The sequence below is a fragment of the Clostridioides sp. ZZV14-6009 genome (assembly GCF_020658095.1).
GTDB lineage: Bacteria > Bacillota > Clostridia > Peptostreptococcales > Peptostreptococcaceae > Clostridioides.
The window spans coordinates 73,587-88,646 of record NZ_JAGWDG010000015.1 but is presented as its reverse complement, the minus strand read 5'-3'; the positions used below and the strand labels follow the sequence as shown (position 1 = coordinate 88,646).

Below are 15,060 nucleotides of genomic sequence, written 5' to 3'. Positions count from 1 at the left end.
CTCCTTTATTTTAATTATATTTGTCCTTTTACTGCTGCTTTTATTTGTTCTGCTGTAATTTCTGATGAAGCTTCTCCACTACCACCTGGTACATACTTGTAAAAAGATTGTGCATTTGTTTGTTTAGTAGTTTCAGTAGTGCTAGTTTCAAACAAATCTTTGTAACTCTCTTGTAGTGTTTTTAACTGTTCTTCTATACCTGCTACCTTCCCATCTTCTCCTACAGTTATCTTTTCTAAATCAAACTTATTTGTTAATAAATCAACGTGTTTGGCTTTGTTAGTTAACAAGGTTTTCTCAACAGCACTTAATTTTCTTGTCTTTAAACTTTCATTTTGCATTTTCTCAACTTCTATCTTATGATTTTCTTCTATTTTTTTTATTTGTGCTTGATGTTCTGTTTTTATCTTTTCTAAATCTTCTTGAGTCATTTTACTATTAAAGCTTTCAATAGCTTTGTTAGCTTCTTTCAATTGTTCATTTGCTTTGTTAAAAGTTTCTTTAGGTACTGCATACTTGGGAAATTCAGTATTAACACTTTTTAATATTTCATCAACATCAATTTTATTTTCTTCGATTTTAATACTTTCTAATATTTTTCTTAACCATTCCATTTAATCATCATCCCTTCTTATTTCTCCATAGATTTTTATAGTTGCCCTCCAACTAAAGGAGTTACTTTGTTCTTTATGCTCTGCAACTTTTTTAAAAAGAGCAAAATAAAAAAGTCCTTATAGACTTTTATCTAACGATTTATTTAGTTCTTCTTTTACCTTCTTTAAAATTTCATCATAAACTTTATCTATATTAGCTTTATTTTCTTTTTTTAATTTATTGCAAAGAATACCTACATTAACATTAGCAATACAATTAATAACGATTTGTACTACACAAACTACAACTATAACTTGAGTTAATATACACATTAAAATCACCTACTTTTTTATCTAATAATTTATCTTAATTTTCCCTTCTTTAGCAAAACGTTCTTTTATATCTTTAGATGCTATCTCTCTTATATACTCCAAATCCTCATCAGAAAGTTGTTTTGTAGGACTTTTTATTTTTATTTCATTAATCTTTTCTCTTCCAAATACTCTATTTAAATTTTCTTCTAATCTATATACTACTTCATTAAATGTTTCAATTTCTTTTGTAGCACTTTTTATATTTTCTTCAAAATCTTTTGTATCTAGCTCCAACTTAGCTGAAAGTTCTAATTTACTTTCCTCATCCTTTTCTTCATCAACACATCTATGCCCTTGTTCTAAATTTTCAGCATAGTTTCTTGTATTTTCAATAGTTACAGTATATTCAACCCTTTCATATAATTCCTCAAATTCTCGAGCATTATATGGATATATTCCACCATCTTCTCTTTGCACAATGTAATCACCTATATTAGCTTGGTGTATACCTATAATAGTTTTTACAAACATTATAGGTTTTTTATCTTCATTACTATCAACTGCAAACCAAATATCTTGACTCATAATTGCTTTTATTATCCAAGTTGGTAACTTTGTTTGTTTTGTATCACCAATCCATTTAAAAGCTTCTACTTCTTCTGATTTCTTTTTAAACTTAGCCATATTATTTATTCCTCCTTAAATTTTTACACAATAAAAGCACTTACCATTTAAACTTAACAAGTGCTCCCTATACAACTTCTATATTTTTTATTACATGTTCCTTGTACCATTCATTATAAGTCAAGTTTGCTGGAACTTCATAGGTTTTACCTTTTGGCAGTCGTGCTGTTCTTGTTTCCTCTTGCTCATGTGGGAAATATGGTATAGTCGTACACCTGCAACGTGGATGCATTGGAGGATAATTTTTTGTTTCTATAGCGTCCTTAACTAAAAATACTTTCATATCTACATTTCTACATTTTTCACAAGTATTCCCCTGTAATGTAGCCAAGAATTGATATTTATCTACGTTTTGACTTTCGTATGCTCTTTTATCAGCTTCCCCCATAAAATGTCCATGTTCAGTTTGAACTAATCTTATTGCATTTTCATAGCTAGAGTCCATTCTCTGAGATACTCTATTAGCAATATTTTTCATGCTTTCCCCTCTTATGGTCATCTGAGTAATTTCTTCTTTGATAACTTCACTTAATAAATCTCTGTTTTTCCATATCCTTTGAGAAAAGTTTTTACCACTCCAAGGATATGTAATTATATCCTTTAAAGCTTCTCTATCAAGCTTAGTGAAGCTTACCCCAACACCAACGTGTTTTTGAGTTTCATATATACTCTTATAGTAACTATCTTTCACAGATTCTTCTAATAGCTTTTCTACTCTATTATTTTGAATGTCGAATGTATTATTTATCTCTTTAGATATTTGGTAGAATAGTTCTTCTAACCTGTTTATTCTGCTTTTCATAGCTAATGTATTAAGCTCTAACAGTAATCTTTCATCCTTTGTTTTTTCTATTAACTTAATATATTGCTTAATGTCCATACGCCATGCTTTAAACTCATTGTTAGTTAAATATTTTTGCGTTTCTGCATATGTTAATTTATTCTGTTCAGCATATTTATAAAATAAATTAGCAATTTCTTTCTCTATATTTTTCATTGCAATTTTATATTGCTTATCCAGCTCCTTCAAGACTTCTTTTTCATCTTTCAATCTTGCATTTAGCCTTTGTTTTTCTCTTTCTTTCCAATATTCAACATTATTATTTTTCATATTAAATACCTACAATGAACCTTCAAGTATTTTTTTAGCTTCATCTTTTGTTACACCTATAGCTATAGATATTACATTTATAGCTTGACCTAGTGTTAATGTTCCTGCTGAATATTGAGACAATACACCTACTAGCGATTGCGTCTGAGCACCATTCAAAGTTTTTCCTGCAACTTCTTCTGCATTGTCTATAGTGTCATTTACACTTTCTTTTTCTTCGACATTCTCTTTTTTATCTGGTAAATCGTCAAAGTTATAATCATCAGAAACCGAAGCTGCTTGTGCTTGTTTTTCTTCTAAATAAAGTTTCTCAGCTTCCTCAGGGTCGTCGACCCAAGGATGATGTCTAAAAATAAGTTTAGTTGGTATTATTCCCATGCTTTTTGTTGCTATATCTGCATCCTCTAAATCATTTGACATCATATTTCTTGTATATGTCTGTTGTATCTTTTTATAGTCTGTAACTCCTAAAAAATATAGTATAGTTTTTATTAGCTTATCAAAAGAGGTTCTAAACTCGGTTTCAAGAAGTCCAGACTTTAATTCTAGCTTTCTATAAAAGAATTTAAGTGCTACACCACTTGCATTCCCAAAGTTTTCAGTATCCTGTTGTAACCCTTGACCGCTTTCATATATTTGTTTTTTCAAGATTTCAAGTATTATTTTTCGAGCTTCTGTAGGTATCTCTATTTGCATAGTTTTAAGACCACCAGAATCACCTTCTGAATCTGTTTCAGTCTTTATAGTTTTATATCTCTTTAATTCCTTCAAGAACTCTGATGTATCTTCTCCACCAAAATTTTCAAGTATATAGATTATTTGTTGTATATCTTCTAAATCATTGGCAAAACCACTCATAACTCGGTCGTATAGGTCTAATATTTTTTTATACTTAGATAAGTCACTTTGTTTTTTTATATTGTTAGCAAATTCTATAAAAGGAACTGAATTAAATCTGTGCAATATTGTTATATGCTCGATTTGAGAACCACAACACGATACTCCAAAAAATTTATATTTATCTAATATTTTATCTGTCCAAAATTCAACATAAGTATATGCCTGCTTTTGTATTTGACCTTTTACATCTTCTAACTGAACATAATATCTTATAACAGCTTCTAACTCTCTTTCAATTCCATTTCGATATATAGGAATAATTTCTTCTGTATTCACTACACCATATTTAAATGTTTGAGCAATTATCTGTTCCTTACTATATTCTTCATCTATCCAATAATGGAGCCATGCAGTACCACAATTACTCGCTTCTATTGCTAAATTCTTAGCTTTTCTAGTAAACTCATTCCCTAGAATATCTGTTACCTTCTCATTCAATTCTTTGTTATTATCAATGTCGAACAAAGTTGGATAAGTAAACATATAAGAAGCTTTTTCATCTACTAGTATTTCATGAAAGTTATGACTAATTCTATTGTCAGCGTTCCTAAGCGGGTTCTCATCTCTATTTTGGACAACTACTCCTTTTTTCAATATATCATTTTCATTATAATAATATGATTTAGCCTGTAATATCTCTTGCCTTCTAGCTATATCAGCACTTATTATTGCTCTTATTTTTTCTAACTCCACATCACCACCACCTATATTACTTAAATACTGATAATCCTTGACCTTTTAGTGCCTTTTCTGCAACTCCTGTTATAGCATCTGGCGCATCATCATGTTTATTCTTACCTTCTCTCTGATAAGATGTCATAGCCTTATAAAACTCTGTCCATTTATCTCGCCAATTCGACGGAAAATATATATGTTCCATTACCCAACTGCTATTAGATAAGATTCTAGCATTTTTATTTTTAGACTGGTGAAACCATTTTATTGTTGTTTTATTGCTGTTAAATTTCTCTTTTAATATTCTTTGAACACTTCTTGCAAAAGCTCTGCCACCATTATTTGACTCTATATCTGCTTTATTAACTTCATTATCATAGAACATCTTAGCCGTTTTATACTCTGTTATTTCCATGCTTTCTTTTGTATATAAAACGTCTAATACATATACTTCTTTGTTATATACTCCATATACAATCGAACATAAATAGTCTGCCCCTTCATCTGCCGTATCCACATAAGCTTTAATAGATGTAAATAGTAGATTGCCTTTATCATCAGCAGGAAGCTTGTTATATGTCTTAAATCTAGTGTATAGGCATCCTTTAAGGTCAATAGGCTCTTGTTGATAGTTAGCACTTGCAATGTCTTCGCCCATCGCTCTTACTTTTGACTTATAACTATTTAGAGATAAGACTTCTTCACAAAGCATGTTACCATCTTCCTGTAATGCTTTCATATTAATATGTTTTACTTTCTTACCTTCTTCTTTGTAATGTTCTAATGCTCTGCCAGCTAAGTCCTTACTAGACCATCTAGTCATTATAATTATTATTTTCCCACCTTCTTCAAGCCTTGATAGCATAGTATTAGTAAACCAATCCCAATGTTTTTCTAAAACATTCTCATTATAAGCTTCCTCTGCATTTTTAATTAAGTCATCTACAATCATCAAAGAACATCCAAAGCCTGTTGCTGTACCACTTGGAGATGTTGCCAAATAATTATTATAACCACCTTCCAATGACCATAAATTCATAGCTCCATCACCATGTTTAATTTTTGTGTTAGGAAATATATCGTTGTAAATGATAGTGTCTATATCGGCTTTTTCTTCTTGAATAGCATTTCTAACATTCTTTGAAAACATCGTTGAAAGAGTCTCATTATAACTACCAGTCATTATTTTTTCATTTTTATTTTTACCTAAAATCCATTCTACGAATAAACTTGCACTTCTACTTTTCCCATGTCTAGGTGGCATATTTATAATTAAAACTTCATCATCCGAATAATAAAAATCTTGAAGCTTATTGCAAGTCTCAACTAAATAATTTCTATCTTTTTTATAAAAGTTTGGAGCTAATAAATTGCAAAAATAAAAGAACTCACGTCTTGCAAGTTCCTTCTTAGCTTCTAGTGCTATTAACTTATTATCAATCATCTAAATTCGCCAACTTTTTCAACTCCTCTAAAGACAGCTCTTTAAACATATTTTCACTTTCATTTTGACCTAGATTATTATTTTCTAATTCAAATTTCTTTCTATCTATCTTCATTTTCTCTAATGTCTCAATACACTTTCTTTTTTTATCTTGAATTTTAGTTAATTCAGCTTCTAGCTTTTGCACTCTTTCAAATATAGAAACAGCCCTTGTGACAGTCTCTGTCTGTGTCTGTTCATTATCTTTAAGTAAATTACCTTCTATCTTTAAAGTTCTTTTGTCTATGCTTTCTAATGTAATTTTATCAGCTTTTTCTTCATACTGCTTTATTCTTTTCATATGTCTATGTTCTCTAACTGTAAGTAAACTTATTTCTAATTCAAGTCTGTGTATTTCATCTTTATTTTCACTTTTTATCAATTCAATTTCTTCATCTGTTAGAGTGTTAAAGAATATTTTTTCATATATACCATCTTTTAAAGCATTTTTATTATTCTTTTGACCACCCTTTTTCTTTGTAGTACTACATTTATTTGTTTGCAGTACTACATTCCAGTTATCTCTACATTTCCAATTACTTATTGTTTTCTCATTTTCATTTAATAACTCTGCTATCTCTCTATTTGCAATATTTCCATTATGCTCTTTAAATATATCAAAAGCTTTATCTCTGTTTGGACTTCTAGCCTTTGCCACATCACCACCTCGTTATTCGTTTTTACTTTTTTATTATGAAGCTTGTTTATCTACTTTTGTTTCTTCTCTTGTCAATAAATAAAAGAATGGAGTATCTAATAAAGCTAAGAAGAACTTAACTACATATTGACTCATTATCATAGTTATTAAACTTGGTACAGTACCCCAAAACCCGATTGTAATAAATATAGCTGTATCTATTAGTTGACTCAACATAGTACTAGCGTTGTTTCTTAACCATTTATGCTTTCCTCCAAACTTTTCTTTTAGCTTATGAAATATAAATACATCATTTGATTGAGCTAATATATAAGCGGTTAAACTAGCTAATACAAATCTTACATTCTGCCCTAATACTGCTTTTAGATTGCTTGAATACTCTGTTGCAAAACTTGCACTTGGAAGGGCTATCGCTATTGTAATCAATAAAAGACTAAATAACTGCATTAAAATACCTCTTTTGACTGTTCTGTTAGCTTCTTCTTTGCCCCATATTTCTCCAATGACGTCTGTACATAGAAAAGTAATAGGATATGCTACTACTGCGGCAGGAACAATTAATCCAAACACATCAATCACCTTTCCAGCAACAATATTAGAAATCACTAAACTTGTTACAAATACACAATTTAATAATGTTAAATTTCTTTCTGTCCTTTTCACCATCTCACTCCATCCATGAATTTTTGATATTTAACCCATTCGCACATACTATGAGCTACTAATTTTTTTAAATCTGTTTTCTTATTACCTTCTTTTTCTAACCTTCTTATATGTATGTCTCCATCTTTAAATGTATATAATTGTTGTCCAATACTTGCTCCTATAGTCCAACTACTGCTATCAACACTATAAAATTTAAATGACTTTAATATCTTTGTCTTAGTAAAGCCTAGTCCATGTACTTTTACATTTCTAGCATAAGCATAAGCAACCATTTTTCTTATCAAATCATATTCCTGTTTTTTTATATCATTTATTGCGAATCCACCAACTGCAATATATTTATATGTTGCACATAGCTTTTTCCAGTATTCCACTCCCCGACTTTTATGCCATACAGGAATACATTGTCTACCTACTTCACTTTCTATTTTTTTAGTCCACTTCTCCACCTGCTCTAGTCCAAATATCACATCTACATCAACTTCAAAGAAATATTTTATATTGTAGTCTTTAATAAACTTTATATATCTATCAATATAGTTTTCCATTTCTTCTTTCGAGATTTCTGTACCATTCATAAAAGAAAAAGCCCCCGAATCTAATAAGAAATTCTCATTTCCTACTATTTGCAAAGCTTCCAAACACGCTTTTTCTTTATTAAAAAAAGTTTCTAAGATGTATCGAGGTTTACATTTTTCTATTGTTTCTAATCTTAATTCTTTATTCATTCCACTTTTTGTTGCTGCTAAAAATATCCTCATTTTTACATTTCAAACTCCTCGCCACAACATGGGCATTTTACTGTTTTTTCTTTTTTCTCTTTTTCTTCTAATTCTTCATCTAATATAAAATCTGAATCCATTACTCCTAAATCTTCGAATGTTAATACATTAAATCCAAAGTTGCTCATATCAATATTTTGTATCTCAGCCAACTCTTTTGTTAATTTGTCAAACTCCCAATCTGAAAACTCTCCTGTTTTATTATCGGATAGCCTATATCCTCTTATCTCTTCCTCTGTTAAATCTTTTAAAATTATACATGGTACTTGCTTCAAATCAAGTATTTTGGATGCTTCGTACCTTGTATGTCCTGTTACAATTACATAGTTTTTATCAACTGTTATCGGATTATTAAAACCAAATTTTTTGATTGAATTAACTACTTTTTCAATAGCATTGTCATTAATCCTCGGATTATTTTCGTATGGTTTTATATCTTCTAAATTAAGATAAACAACTTCTCTTTTGTTCAATTTAAGACCTCCTTTTTTATTTTTGAATATAATAAAAGAGCCACCTACAAAGATGACTCTTTAAACTAAACACTCATATTTTTCTTTAAACTCTTTTACAGCTTCATTCCATGCCTCTTGCTCTGTTACGCCTTTTTCTCTTGAAATTCTCTGCGCTATATCTCTAATTAATTGAGCACCTTCTAATATCCCCATATTACCTCACATCCTTTTTTTATTAATTTATACGACAATTAAATTCATTTTCCTTCTTTTAAAAAATAAAAGGCTAAGTTTACCCTAACTCAGCCTTTTTATGGGGGAGGTATATATTATGTTGCAAGTTCTAAGAATCGAACTTAGATTAAACACCAGTACCTGCATGTTGAGTGAGGTTACCAAGCCCCACTCCTTTAGACATTTGAATTAAATTCCGTTTTAATCCAGCATATCTACATATAGTGTATTAATACCTTTTGAACATAGTTAGAATTGAACTAACAGCGTCCTCACGCCCTACCTAGTCTGTTCATATAAGCTAGAGTAATCCCTTAACCCTAGCCTAATATATATTTAGTTTTGAGAGGGAAATCTTTATTTCCACAATATTATTATCTCATGTTTCAAGACTTCATGTCGGACATAAAACGGACATAACCTCTTATTGTATTTCTAATAAATTGAATATTGGTTCTTGTTCTGTAAGTGCTTGTCTGCCAAACATAGCTATTGAAATAGATGCTATAGCTATATCCCTTCTTCTTCTTAATTGTCTTTCTTCCATAAACAATTTATCTGATATTTGAAACCATTCAAATTTATTTATATATCTAAATTTTATTATCTCTCTTTCTACATATCTTAAATTATTTATAGCTATGTCTAAAGTCTTTTTTATTGCCATCATTGTATATAATTCAATTTCCTTTTCAGTTTTTTTATCTTCAATAGAAACTAATTTATCCTCAATTTTGTTATTTATATTATAAGTTTTGCTTGTAGGAATGCTATCATAGCTTATTGCCTTGGTTAAATCTCCAACAGAACATTTATCTAAATTATAAATATCCCCTTTCAGTTTGTTTATATTAGCATCCATTTGATTATATTCTTCAAGAAACTTCTTAGTTGCATTAAAAAACTCTTTTTTAGTTTTAGACATACTCACACACTCCTATCAATTATTTATGTTATAATAATATTTGCATATAAAAGTTTTATATTTTTGACAAGTGGAGTGTGAAAGCACTCCTTTTTCTTTTTTAATTAACTATTGAAGGTTTTACCTTTTAAAAGATAAAAGTCAATTCATTCTTTAACTCACTATTGATAATTGACTATTTAAAAGTCTTATTTCATCCTCAAACACTATAGGTAACTTATAATTGTTTACAATCTCTAATACTTTATCTAACTGGCAACGCTTTATAGCCTTATAACTTTCTACTCCAAACTCTCGTTTAATCTGATGATATATATCACTGTATACTTTACCTCTTAAAGATTTATTTTTATAAGCCTTACTTCCATGCCCACCAAGTGATTTTGTTGCTACCCTCTTAACCTCTTTAACAATACACTCACACTCAACGTTAAAAAGTGGTGCATCATCCATAAAATTCTCTAATTTTTCATTGACACTCTCTATTTTAGTTTCTAAGACTTCTTGTTTCTTATCTAGCATAAATATAGCTTGTAACTCTTTTGATGCACTTAAAAGAGGATTATTTAATTCTTTTCTCATAGAAAAATATCCATCAACTATCTTTTCATATTGCTCCTAAGCTTTATCAGCTTATAATATCTTTAGTAGTTTTGAATAACCTCTTTCAGATAACAAATATATGTTATTTGCATTTGCATAAGATTGATTAGAGTATCCCATTTCTAAGCTAAGTGATTTTAAATAACTTGGTCGCTCTGAACGACTCACTTTTATATCTAAAATATCTATACCATCTTTAAATCTTTTTATATTATTATTTATAAGCTCATTTACATGTTTAAGTTCTCTATTATGTATCTTAGCTATATCTTTTACTAGCATTGCTTTCTTATGTTCTCCAAATCCACCCTCTATATCATGAAACTTCATTCCCTCAACTTCTAAAGTTCCAAGTACTGTTATTTCTTTATTTATATTTTCATTCATAATCTATCTCTCCTTTTCTTTTTTGAATAATTCATTTCAATTTATTTACAGTTCTGAAAAATCTATTGTTATTATTAATATCTCATAGTATCCTAACCTTAGGAGGAATTTATGGGGAATTTAATAGTTTTCTTAATAAAGCTTTGTATTTATTTTTTACTGGCATTTGCTGCCCAAAAACTCAATAAGACATATCCACTCAAAAAACATATATTTATATGGGTCTGTTTAATTATCTTAATATCATTTTTTATAGAATATATTAATAATTTTCTTGTGACTTTTATTTAGATTCTTTTTATATAATATCCTCTAATATAACCTCAACCCTTGGCTTATCACTATAATATTTACTAGCTACAACCTCAACAATCTGTGTATCATCCTTATAAGCTATCTCATTGAGTGAATCAGCTATAATCTTGACTACATTATCAATATCGGGTTTCTTGCTAGGTCTTAACACATTATTTCTTTTCTGCTCTTTAACCTTTTTACTGTTACTTTTAGCTATAGAATAATAGCATCTTAAAGTCATTTTTATATAGCCAGTAAAATGATACTTAACTTTAGATTGATATAGCCATTTTATTAGGTCCTCATAATTTTTAGTCTTATTAGGTGTATAGGTCCTTTTAGTTATAGAGTTCATTCTAGGTCTTTCTTTACCAACCGGTTCTCCATCTATTACAAGAAAAACTTTCATTTTTTCACCTTCTTAGCCTTTTTCCTACATTCCTTACAACAATAAATATCCTTAGATTTTTCATCAAGATAAAATAATTTGCCACACCAATTACATCTTCTTCTTTTCACAGAATCACTTCCCTTGATTTACTCAACTACTCTCATATTCACTTTTCCATTTTTAAAAAGTTTTATTTGATATTTTTTTCCACAATGGGGACAAGTAACTATCATTTTTTTAAACTTAGCTAATGTATAGAAATTCCTACCACATCCACCAAAACATTTACCTCCATTAAATATTTTAAATTCTCCATAGTCTCTATCTAACTCATCTGCTTCATCTCTATGTTCATTAACTATATATTTATATATCAGAGTATTCATTAAAAACACCTACCTAATCTATTTCGATTTCGACTATAGCTCTACTTAAAAGCTTCACATTATAATTTTCTTTTATATTTTCCTCATCTTTTTTAAAAGCTCTTGCTTCTTCTAAATCAGTAAATATAGAGCTGTATACGTTCCCTTTTTCCCATTCTCTTGTTGTCTGCCAAGTCGCTTTAAATTCTGTAATAACTATATTGACCACTCCTTTTTATAAGTCAAAGTAAGTCTATAACATTCTAGTTTCATTCATAAACTTACTTTGACTTTATTTTTATAAATTACTTAGTCGGAACTGCATTATCTTCTATCTCCCAAAGATGAAAGCAATTTTCATGCAAATTTATATATTCTTCTTTTGGTGGTAGTATTTGTACTATGGTCTTATTTGGTTTCATGAGTTTGTATCTAACATACTTAATTTCATTCCAATTAGGAAATCTTTTTTCATTTGATATAGTTAAATGTTCTTTGCCATTTTCTACTGAATATATAACATTACTCCCAGTATCCATGTTGTATATTTTTACATTTTTAGCCCCTAATTTTTCAAGTGATTCTTTTGCAAGAATAGACCTATCATTTTTATTCTCAACTAATAACATTTTATTCCCTCCAAATTTTATAAATAATTTTCTGCTTCCTTCTTCAACCATATTTTATGTGCTGTATCACAATCTTTACTTTCACAATCTCCTTTATCATTTATACAACTAGCACAAATCTCTTTCCCAAAACTCTTATATACTTCTCTTTCATCAAGATTCTTTGACTGACACATTTCTTTATTAGTCATATACTCACCTTCTCTGTTTGAAAGAAACTTATCTGTCTTTCATTTTCTATATCTTCATTTCTAAATCGCTTTTCTAAGTCATGTACTGTAGTTCCATCAGCTTTAAAAGGTACTGGACTATCCTTATCCAATTTAAGCATCCCCCCCACAAATCTGGATAATATCTTCTTAGCGTTCTAAGGCTTTGTAAGTTTTGTTTAGGACATAAGTAGCAACCAGTTCGCTTAAATCTATGATGAATCTCATAGTAAAAACCTTTTTCTTCTAAATACTTTAAGCAATCTTTTTCAGTCATTTTCTCATTGTAAAGTGGTGCTATAAAGTTTTTTTCTAGTCTTTTATATCTATTAGGTTCATCATAAGCAATCCCAATGTACCTCTTATGCTCTCCTAATTTATTAAAATATTTATTAGCAGGAGCAATCTTTAATCTACTATTACACCATGCCCCTAGAGTGTATGGAAAACCCCATATCTGCCCCTTACGCTTGCCTTTTTCATTTACTGTATAAAAGTATTCTTCAAAGGTTTTTTCTGCTTTAATTCTTGTTATTTTAAAGTTTATTCTTTTCTCAAAATCATCTATTATGTCATAAATTTCTTTAAATTCTAGTCCTGTGTCTATGAAAACAATCTCATTTAATGGAAGCTTTTTTTCTAATATTAGAAGGAGCATTGCAGCAGAATCTTTTCCTCCACTAAAACTTGCAATATGCTTCATAAAATCACTCCTTGCATTTTCTAAATGATTCAACCACCATTTCAGTCTCTCCACAAGTATCTTCTGTAAAATCTATTTGTCTCCCATTAAATTCTCTTATATAATCTGCTATATCATATATTCTTTGGCATTTATGTTCTATACAATAGCAAATATCTTTTATATTTATTTCGTTTGGAATTTCAACTATAACTTCATGTTCTAAAATTACTTTTTCTTCAAATTTAATTTTATATTTCTGCAATTTAATTCCACCCCTTATTTTCATTTTCAAGAGTCACAAAACACTTCAACAATAATTCATACTAAAAGACATTTTGCAACTCTCTAAACTGTTTTAATTAGATATTTTGCATATCTTTCATGTATTTACTTGTAAGTTTGCAAAGAACTTCATGCAATGCTCTTCTTGCTAATTCGAACTCTTCTTCTGTCGCTTCTTCATGTATGCTAAAATTTGTATATCCTTCTGTAAAATTAGAAAAAACTATTTTTATTACTCCATCTCCATGTGTTCCTGCATAAAGAAATTGACTTTGCTTAAATGCATGCTCTTTTTTATGTTTCAATTCTTCATATTTCTCAATTTTTTTCGTTATATTTTCTTCTGTACGCTTTAATTGTTTATACTCCTCAAGTTTTTTTATTATATCCTCTCTTTCGCACTTTAATTGTTCATATTCTTCTTCACACATTATTCTTCAACCTCCATATCAAGCCACTTTTTGCATCCATCAAAACATTTATAGCCACAATGTTCAATTTCATAAACACAATACTCGCAAATACAATCAGTACTTCCAAGAAAATCAGCCATTCCGTCCTCATCCAAACTTTTTATCATTTCAAAATTAGTCATTCTTAGCACCTTCTTTATTTTTACAATAGTTTTTTATTCCAAGATTCCAACAATCCTCACAAACGCGTATGTCTATATATCTAAGTAAGCTTGTATTACCCTGCTCTTTATTAATAAAATATTTTTGTTTCTCAACATTAATTGTCTTCTTACAAAAATCGCACTGTATGAGTTCGTTCATTACTCTTCCACCTCATTTTCAACCCATTCTCTAATTCCTGCCCTGCATTTTTTTTCGTCATCAGAAACAAACATACAATCACAAGCACAACAGTCACAAATCTCATGTTCAAACAAAAAGTCTATTAATTTATCCTTAAATCTTTTAGCATTTTCTACTTTCTCTATTTTCCCTTTAATGAATTTTTCATAACAAGTTGGGCATATGTGTTTATCCATCCCAAGTACTCCTTTGCTACAATCCTTTTTATATAGCTCAATACATTCTCCATTATATTTTTCAAATATTTGCTTACAAAAATCACATTGTATAACTTTACTCATTTTTAAATCCCCCCATATTATCGCAATTTTCACACTCTTTTAGGTTCAATCTATACTCATAAACTCTACCAGCTATAAAACTTCCTATTACTAATATCGCACTAGCTAAGACATTCATTCTCAAGACTCTCCTTACGTTCTAAGAACTCTTTTCTAATTTCCTCTAAATTCTCATATTCATTACCAACTACTTTGTAATCTCTACTATGATATATTTCTGTTTTATCTATAATCTCTATCCATTCTCCTTCAAACTTCTTTAAATAATGCCATTCCAAGTATATTTTAATACTGTCAACATCCCTTTTTACAACTCCATATTGGCTTGTGTCATGGAAATTATCATATCCTTTCAATATATCCCCTTCACAAATTTCTTGATTGTTTCTAGCCCATTCTCCAGAGCATACCCCAACATTAGATACTCTTTGCCATTCACAATTCTCTTTTAGCATAAATAAACAATCTACTGCATCACTCCACTTTATAGTATTTGAATAAATCCATTTCTCATTTTCAAAATCATAACCTCTGTATTTAATTAGACTCATTTAATCATCCCCTCATATTCATACCTACTCAATATTTTTATAGCTATATCAATAGCTTTATTTACAGAACACTTTTTTCTT

At 29.3% G+C, this 15,060-nt stretch carries 28 protein-coding genes; all 28 read right to left on the bottom strand.

What is annotated here, in order from left to right:
- Window positions 1-14: 14 nt before the first annotated feature.
- The 28 genes from KGF36_RS16130 to KGF36_RS16010 all read right to left on the bottom strand — a co-directional run bounded on the left by KGF36_RS16130 (window position 15) and on the right by KGF36_RS16010 (window position 14,979).
- Entirely contained in the window at window positions 15-614 is a 600-nt protein-coding gene (locus tag KGF36_RS16130) for a phage scaffolding protein (RefSeq protein ID WP_227854875.1), read from the bottom strand.
- 117 nt (window positions 615-731) lie between these two features.
- Window positions 732-926 (bottom strand): hypothetical protein, encoded by a 195-nt coding sequence (locus KGF36_RS16125; RefSeq protein WP_227854874.1) that lies wholly within the window; start codon window positions 924-926, stop codon window positions 732-734.
- Between the two features lie 21 nt (window positions 927-947).
- Window positions 948-1,592 (bottom strand): hypothetical protein, encoded by a 645-nt coding sequence (locus KGF36_RS16120; RefSeq protein ID WP_227854873.1) that lies wholly within the window; start codon window positions 1,590-1,592, stop codon window positions 948-950.
- Between the two features lie 67 nt (window positions 1,593-1,659).
- On the bottom strand, window positions 1,660-2,703 hold the full coding sequence (locus KGF36_RS16115) for a minor capsid protein (protein ID WP_227854872.1): 1,044 nt from the start codon (window positions 2,701-2,703) through the stop codon (window positions 1,660-1,662).
- A 9-nt stretch (window positions 2,704-2,712) separates the two neighbouring features.
- Window positions 2,713-4,296 carry a phage portal protein gene (locus KGF36_RS16110; RefSeq protein WP_227854871.1) on the bottom strand — a complete coding sequence of 528 codons (1,584 nt, stop codon included), beginning with the start codon at window positions 4,294-4,296 and terminating at the stop codon, window positions 2,713-2,715.
- A 16-nt stretch (window positions 4,297-4,312) separates the two neighbouring features.
- Window positions 4,313-5,722 carry a phage terminase large subunit gene (gene terL / locus KGF36_RS16105; RefSeq protein ID WP_227854870.1) on the bottom strand — a complete coding sequence of 470 codons (1,410 nt, stop codon included), beginning with the start codon at window positions 5,720-5,722 and terminating at the stop codon, window positions 4,313-4,315.
- Window positions 5,715-6,419, bottom strand: a complete 705-nt coding sequence (locus tag KGF36_RS16100; RefSeq protein ID WP_227854869.1) for a phage terminase small subunit-related protein — start codon at window positions 6,417-6,419, stop codon at window positions 5,715-5,717. The genes terL and KGF36_RS16100 overlap by 8 nt, the downstream gene beginning before the upstream one ends.
- Before the next feature lie 33 nt (window positions 6,420-6,452).
- Window positions 6,453-7,085, bottom strand: coding sequence for a queuosine precursor transporter (locus KGF36_RS16095; protein ID WP_227854868.1), 633 nt, complete (start codon window positions 7,083-7,085; stop codon window positions 6,453-6,455).
- A complete protein-coding gene (locus KGF36_RS16090; RefSeq protein ID WP_227854867.1) occupies window positions 7,079-7,846 on the bottom strand; it encodes a hypothetical protein in 768 nt (255 codons plus the stop codon). Before KGF36_RS16090 ends, KGF36_RS16095 begins: the two co-directional genes overlap by 7 nt.
- Before the next feature lie 2 nt (window positions 7,847-7,848).
- Window positions 7,849-8,340 (bottom strand): ParB N-terminal domain-containing protein, encoded by a 492-nt coding sequence (locus KGF36_RS16085; RefSeq protein WP_227854866.1) that lies wholly within the window; start codon window positions 8,338-8,340, stop codon window positions 7,849-7,851.
- Window positions 8,341-8,400: 60 nt separating this feature from the next.
- Complete coding sequence (locus KGF36_RS20280) at window positions 8,401-8,535, bottom strand: hypothetical protein (protein ID WP_255626206.1); 135 nt, start codon at window positions 8,533-8,535, stop codon at window positions 8,401-8,403.
- A 445-nt stretch (window positions 8,536-8,980) separates the two neighbouring features.
- The gene (locus KGF36_RS16080; protein ID WP_054270880.1) at window positions 8,981-9,481 is read right to left on the bottom strand and encodes a hypothetical protein; all 501 of its coding nucleotides are present in this window, start codon (window positions 9,479-9,481) and stop codon (window positions 8,981-8,983) included.
- A gap of 153 nt (window positions 9,482-9,634) precedes the next feature.
- Window positions 9,635-10,063 carry an ORF6C domain-containing protein gene (locus KGF36_RS16075; RefSeq protein ID WP_227854865.1) on the bottom strand — a complete coding sequence of 143 codons (429 nt, stop codon included), beginning with the start codon at window positions 10,061-10,063 and terminating at the stop codon, window positions 9,635-9,637.
- 51 nt (window positions 10,064-10,114) lie between these two features.
- The gene (locus tag KGF36_RS16070; protein WP_227854864.1) at window positions 10,115-10,471 is read right to left on the bottom strand and encodes an ORF6N domain-containing protein; all 357 of its coding nucleotides are present in this window, start codon (window positions 10,469-10,471) and stop codon (window positions 10,115-10,117) included.
- 298 nt (window positions 10,472-10,769) lie between these two features.
- The gene (locus KGF36_RS16065) at window positions 10,770-11,177 is read right to left on the bottom strand and encodes a RusA family crossover junction endodeoxyribonuclease (protein WP_227854863.1); all 408 of its coding nucleotides are present in this window, start codon (window positions 11,175-11,177) and stop codon (window positions 10,770-10,772) included.
- A gap of 128 nt (window positions 11,178-11,305) precedes the next feature.
- Window positions 11,306-11,545, bottom strand: a complete 240-nt coding sequence (locus tag KGF36_RS16060) for a hypothetical protein (protein WP_162274273.1) — start codon at window positions 11,543-11,545, stop codon at window positions 11,306-11,308.
- A 13-nt stretch (window positions 11,546-11,558) separates the two neighbouring features.
- Complete coding sequence (locus KGF36_RS16055; RefSeq protein WP_227854862.1) at window positions 11,559-11,753, bottom strand: hypothetical protein; 195 nt, start codon at window positions 11,751-11,753, stop codon at window positions 11,559-11,561.
- Between the two features lie 76 nt (window positions 11,754-11,829).
- A complete protein-coding gene (locus KGF36_RS16050) occupies window positions 11,830-12,153 on the bottom strand; it encodes a DUF1827 family protein (protein WP_021370629.1) in 324 nt (107 codons plus the stop codon).
- Between the two features lie 17 nt (window positions 12,154-12,170).
- On the bottom strand, window positions 12,171-12,344 hold the full coding sequence (locus KGF36_RS16045) for a hypothetical protein (RefSeq protein ID WP_227854861.1): 174 nt from the start codon (window positions 12,342-12,344) through the stop codon (window positions 12,171-12,173).
- Window positions 12,341-12,475 (bottom strand): hypothetical protein, encoded by a 135-nt coding sequence (locus KGF36_RS20275; RefSeq protein ID WP_255626205.1) that lies wholly within the window; start codon window positions 12,473-12,475, stop codon window positions 12,341-12,343. The genes KGF36_RS16045 and KGF36_RS20275 overlap by 4 nt, the downstream gene beginning before the upstream one ends.
- A complete protein-coding gene (locus KGF36_RS16040; protein WP_227854860.1) occupies window positions 12,418-13,065 on the bottom strand; it encodes a phosphoadenosine phosphosulfate reductase family protein in 648 nt (215 codons plus the stop codon). Before KGF36_RS16040 ends, KGF36_RS20275 begins: the two co-directional genes overlap by 58 nt.
- Window positions 13,066-13,069: 4 nt before the next feature.
- Entirely contained in the window at window positions 13,070-13,309 is a 240-nt protein-coding gene (locus tag KGF36_RS16035) for a hypothetical protein (protein ID WP_227854859.1), read from the bottom strand.
- A 97-nt stretch (window positions 13,310-13,406) separates the two neighbouring features.
- Window positions 13,407-13,760: a hypothetical protein gene (locus KGF36_RS16030; protein ID WP_227854858.1), complete on the bottom strand. Its 354-nt coding sequence runs from the start codon at window positions 13,758-13,760 to the stop codon at window positions 13,407-13,409.
- Window positions 13,760-13,924, bottom strand: a complete 165-nt coding sequence (locus KGF36_RS16025) for a hypothetical protein (protein WP_227854857.1) — start codon at window positions 13,922-13,924, stop codon at window positions 13,760-13,762. The genes KGF36_RS16030 and KGF36_RS16025 overlap by 1 nt, the downstream gene beginning before the upstream one ends.
- Complete coding sequence (locus tag KGF36_RS16020) at window positions 13,917-14,105, bottom strand: hypothetical protein (protein ID WP_227854856.1); 189 nt, start codon at window positions 14,103-14,105, stop codon at window positions 13,917-13,919. The genes KGF36_RS16025 and KGF36_RS16020 overlap by 8 nt, the downstream gene beginning before the upstream one ends.
- Entirely contained in the window at window positions 14,105-14,428 is a 324-nt protein-coding gene (locus KGF36_RS16015; RefSeq protein ID WP_227841834.1) for a hypothetical protein, read from the bottom strand. Before KGF36_RS16015 ends, KGF36_RS16020 begins: the two co-directional genes overlap by 1 nt.
- On the bottom strand, window positions 14,421-14,546 hold the full coding sequence (locus tag KGF36_RS20270; RefSeq protein ID WP_255626204.1) for a hypothetical protein: 126 nt from the start codon (window positions 14,544-14,546) through the stop codon (window positions 14,421-14,423). The genes KGF36_RS16015 and KGF36_RS20270 overlap by 8 nt, the downstream gene beginning before the upstream one ends.
- On the bottom strand, window positions 14,530-14,979 hold the full coding sequence (locus KGF36_RS16010; RefSeq protein WP_227838816.1) for a hypothetical protein: 450 nt from the start codon (window positions 14,977-14,979) through the stop codon (window positions 14,530-14,532). The genes KGF36_RS20270 and KGF36_RS16010 overlap by 17 nt, the downstream gene beginning before the upstream one ends.
- Window positions 14,980-15,060: the final 81 nt, after the last annotated feature.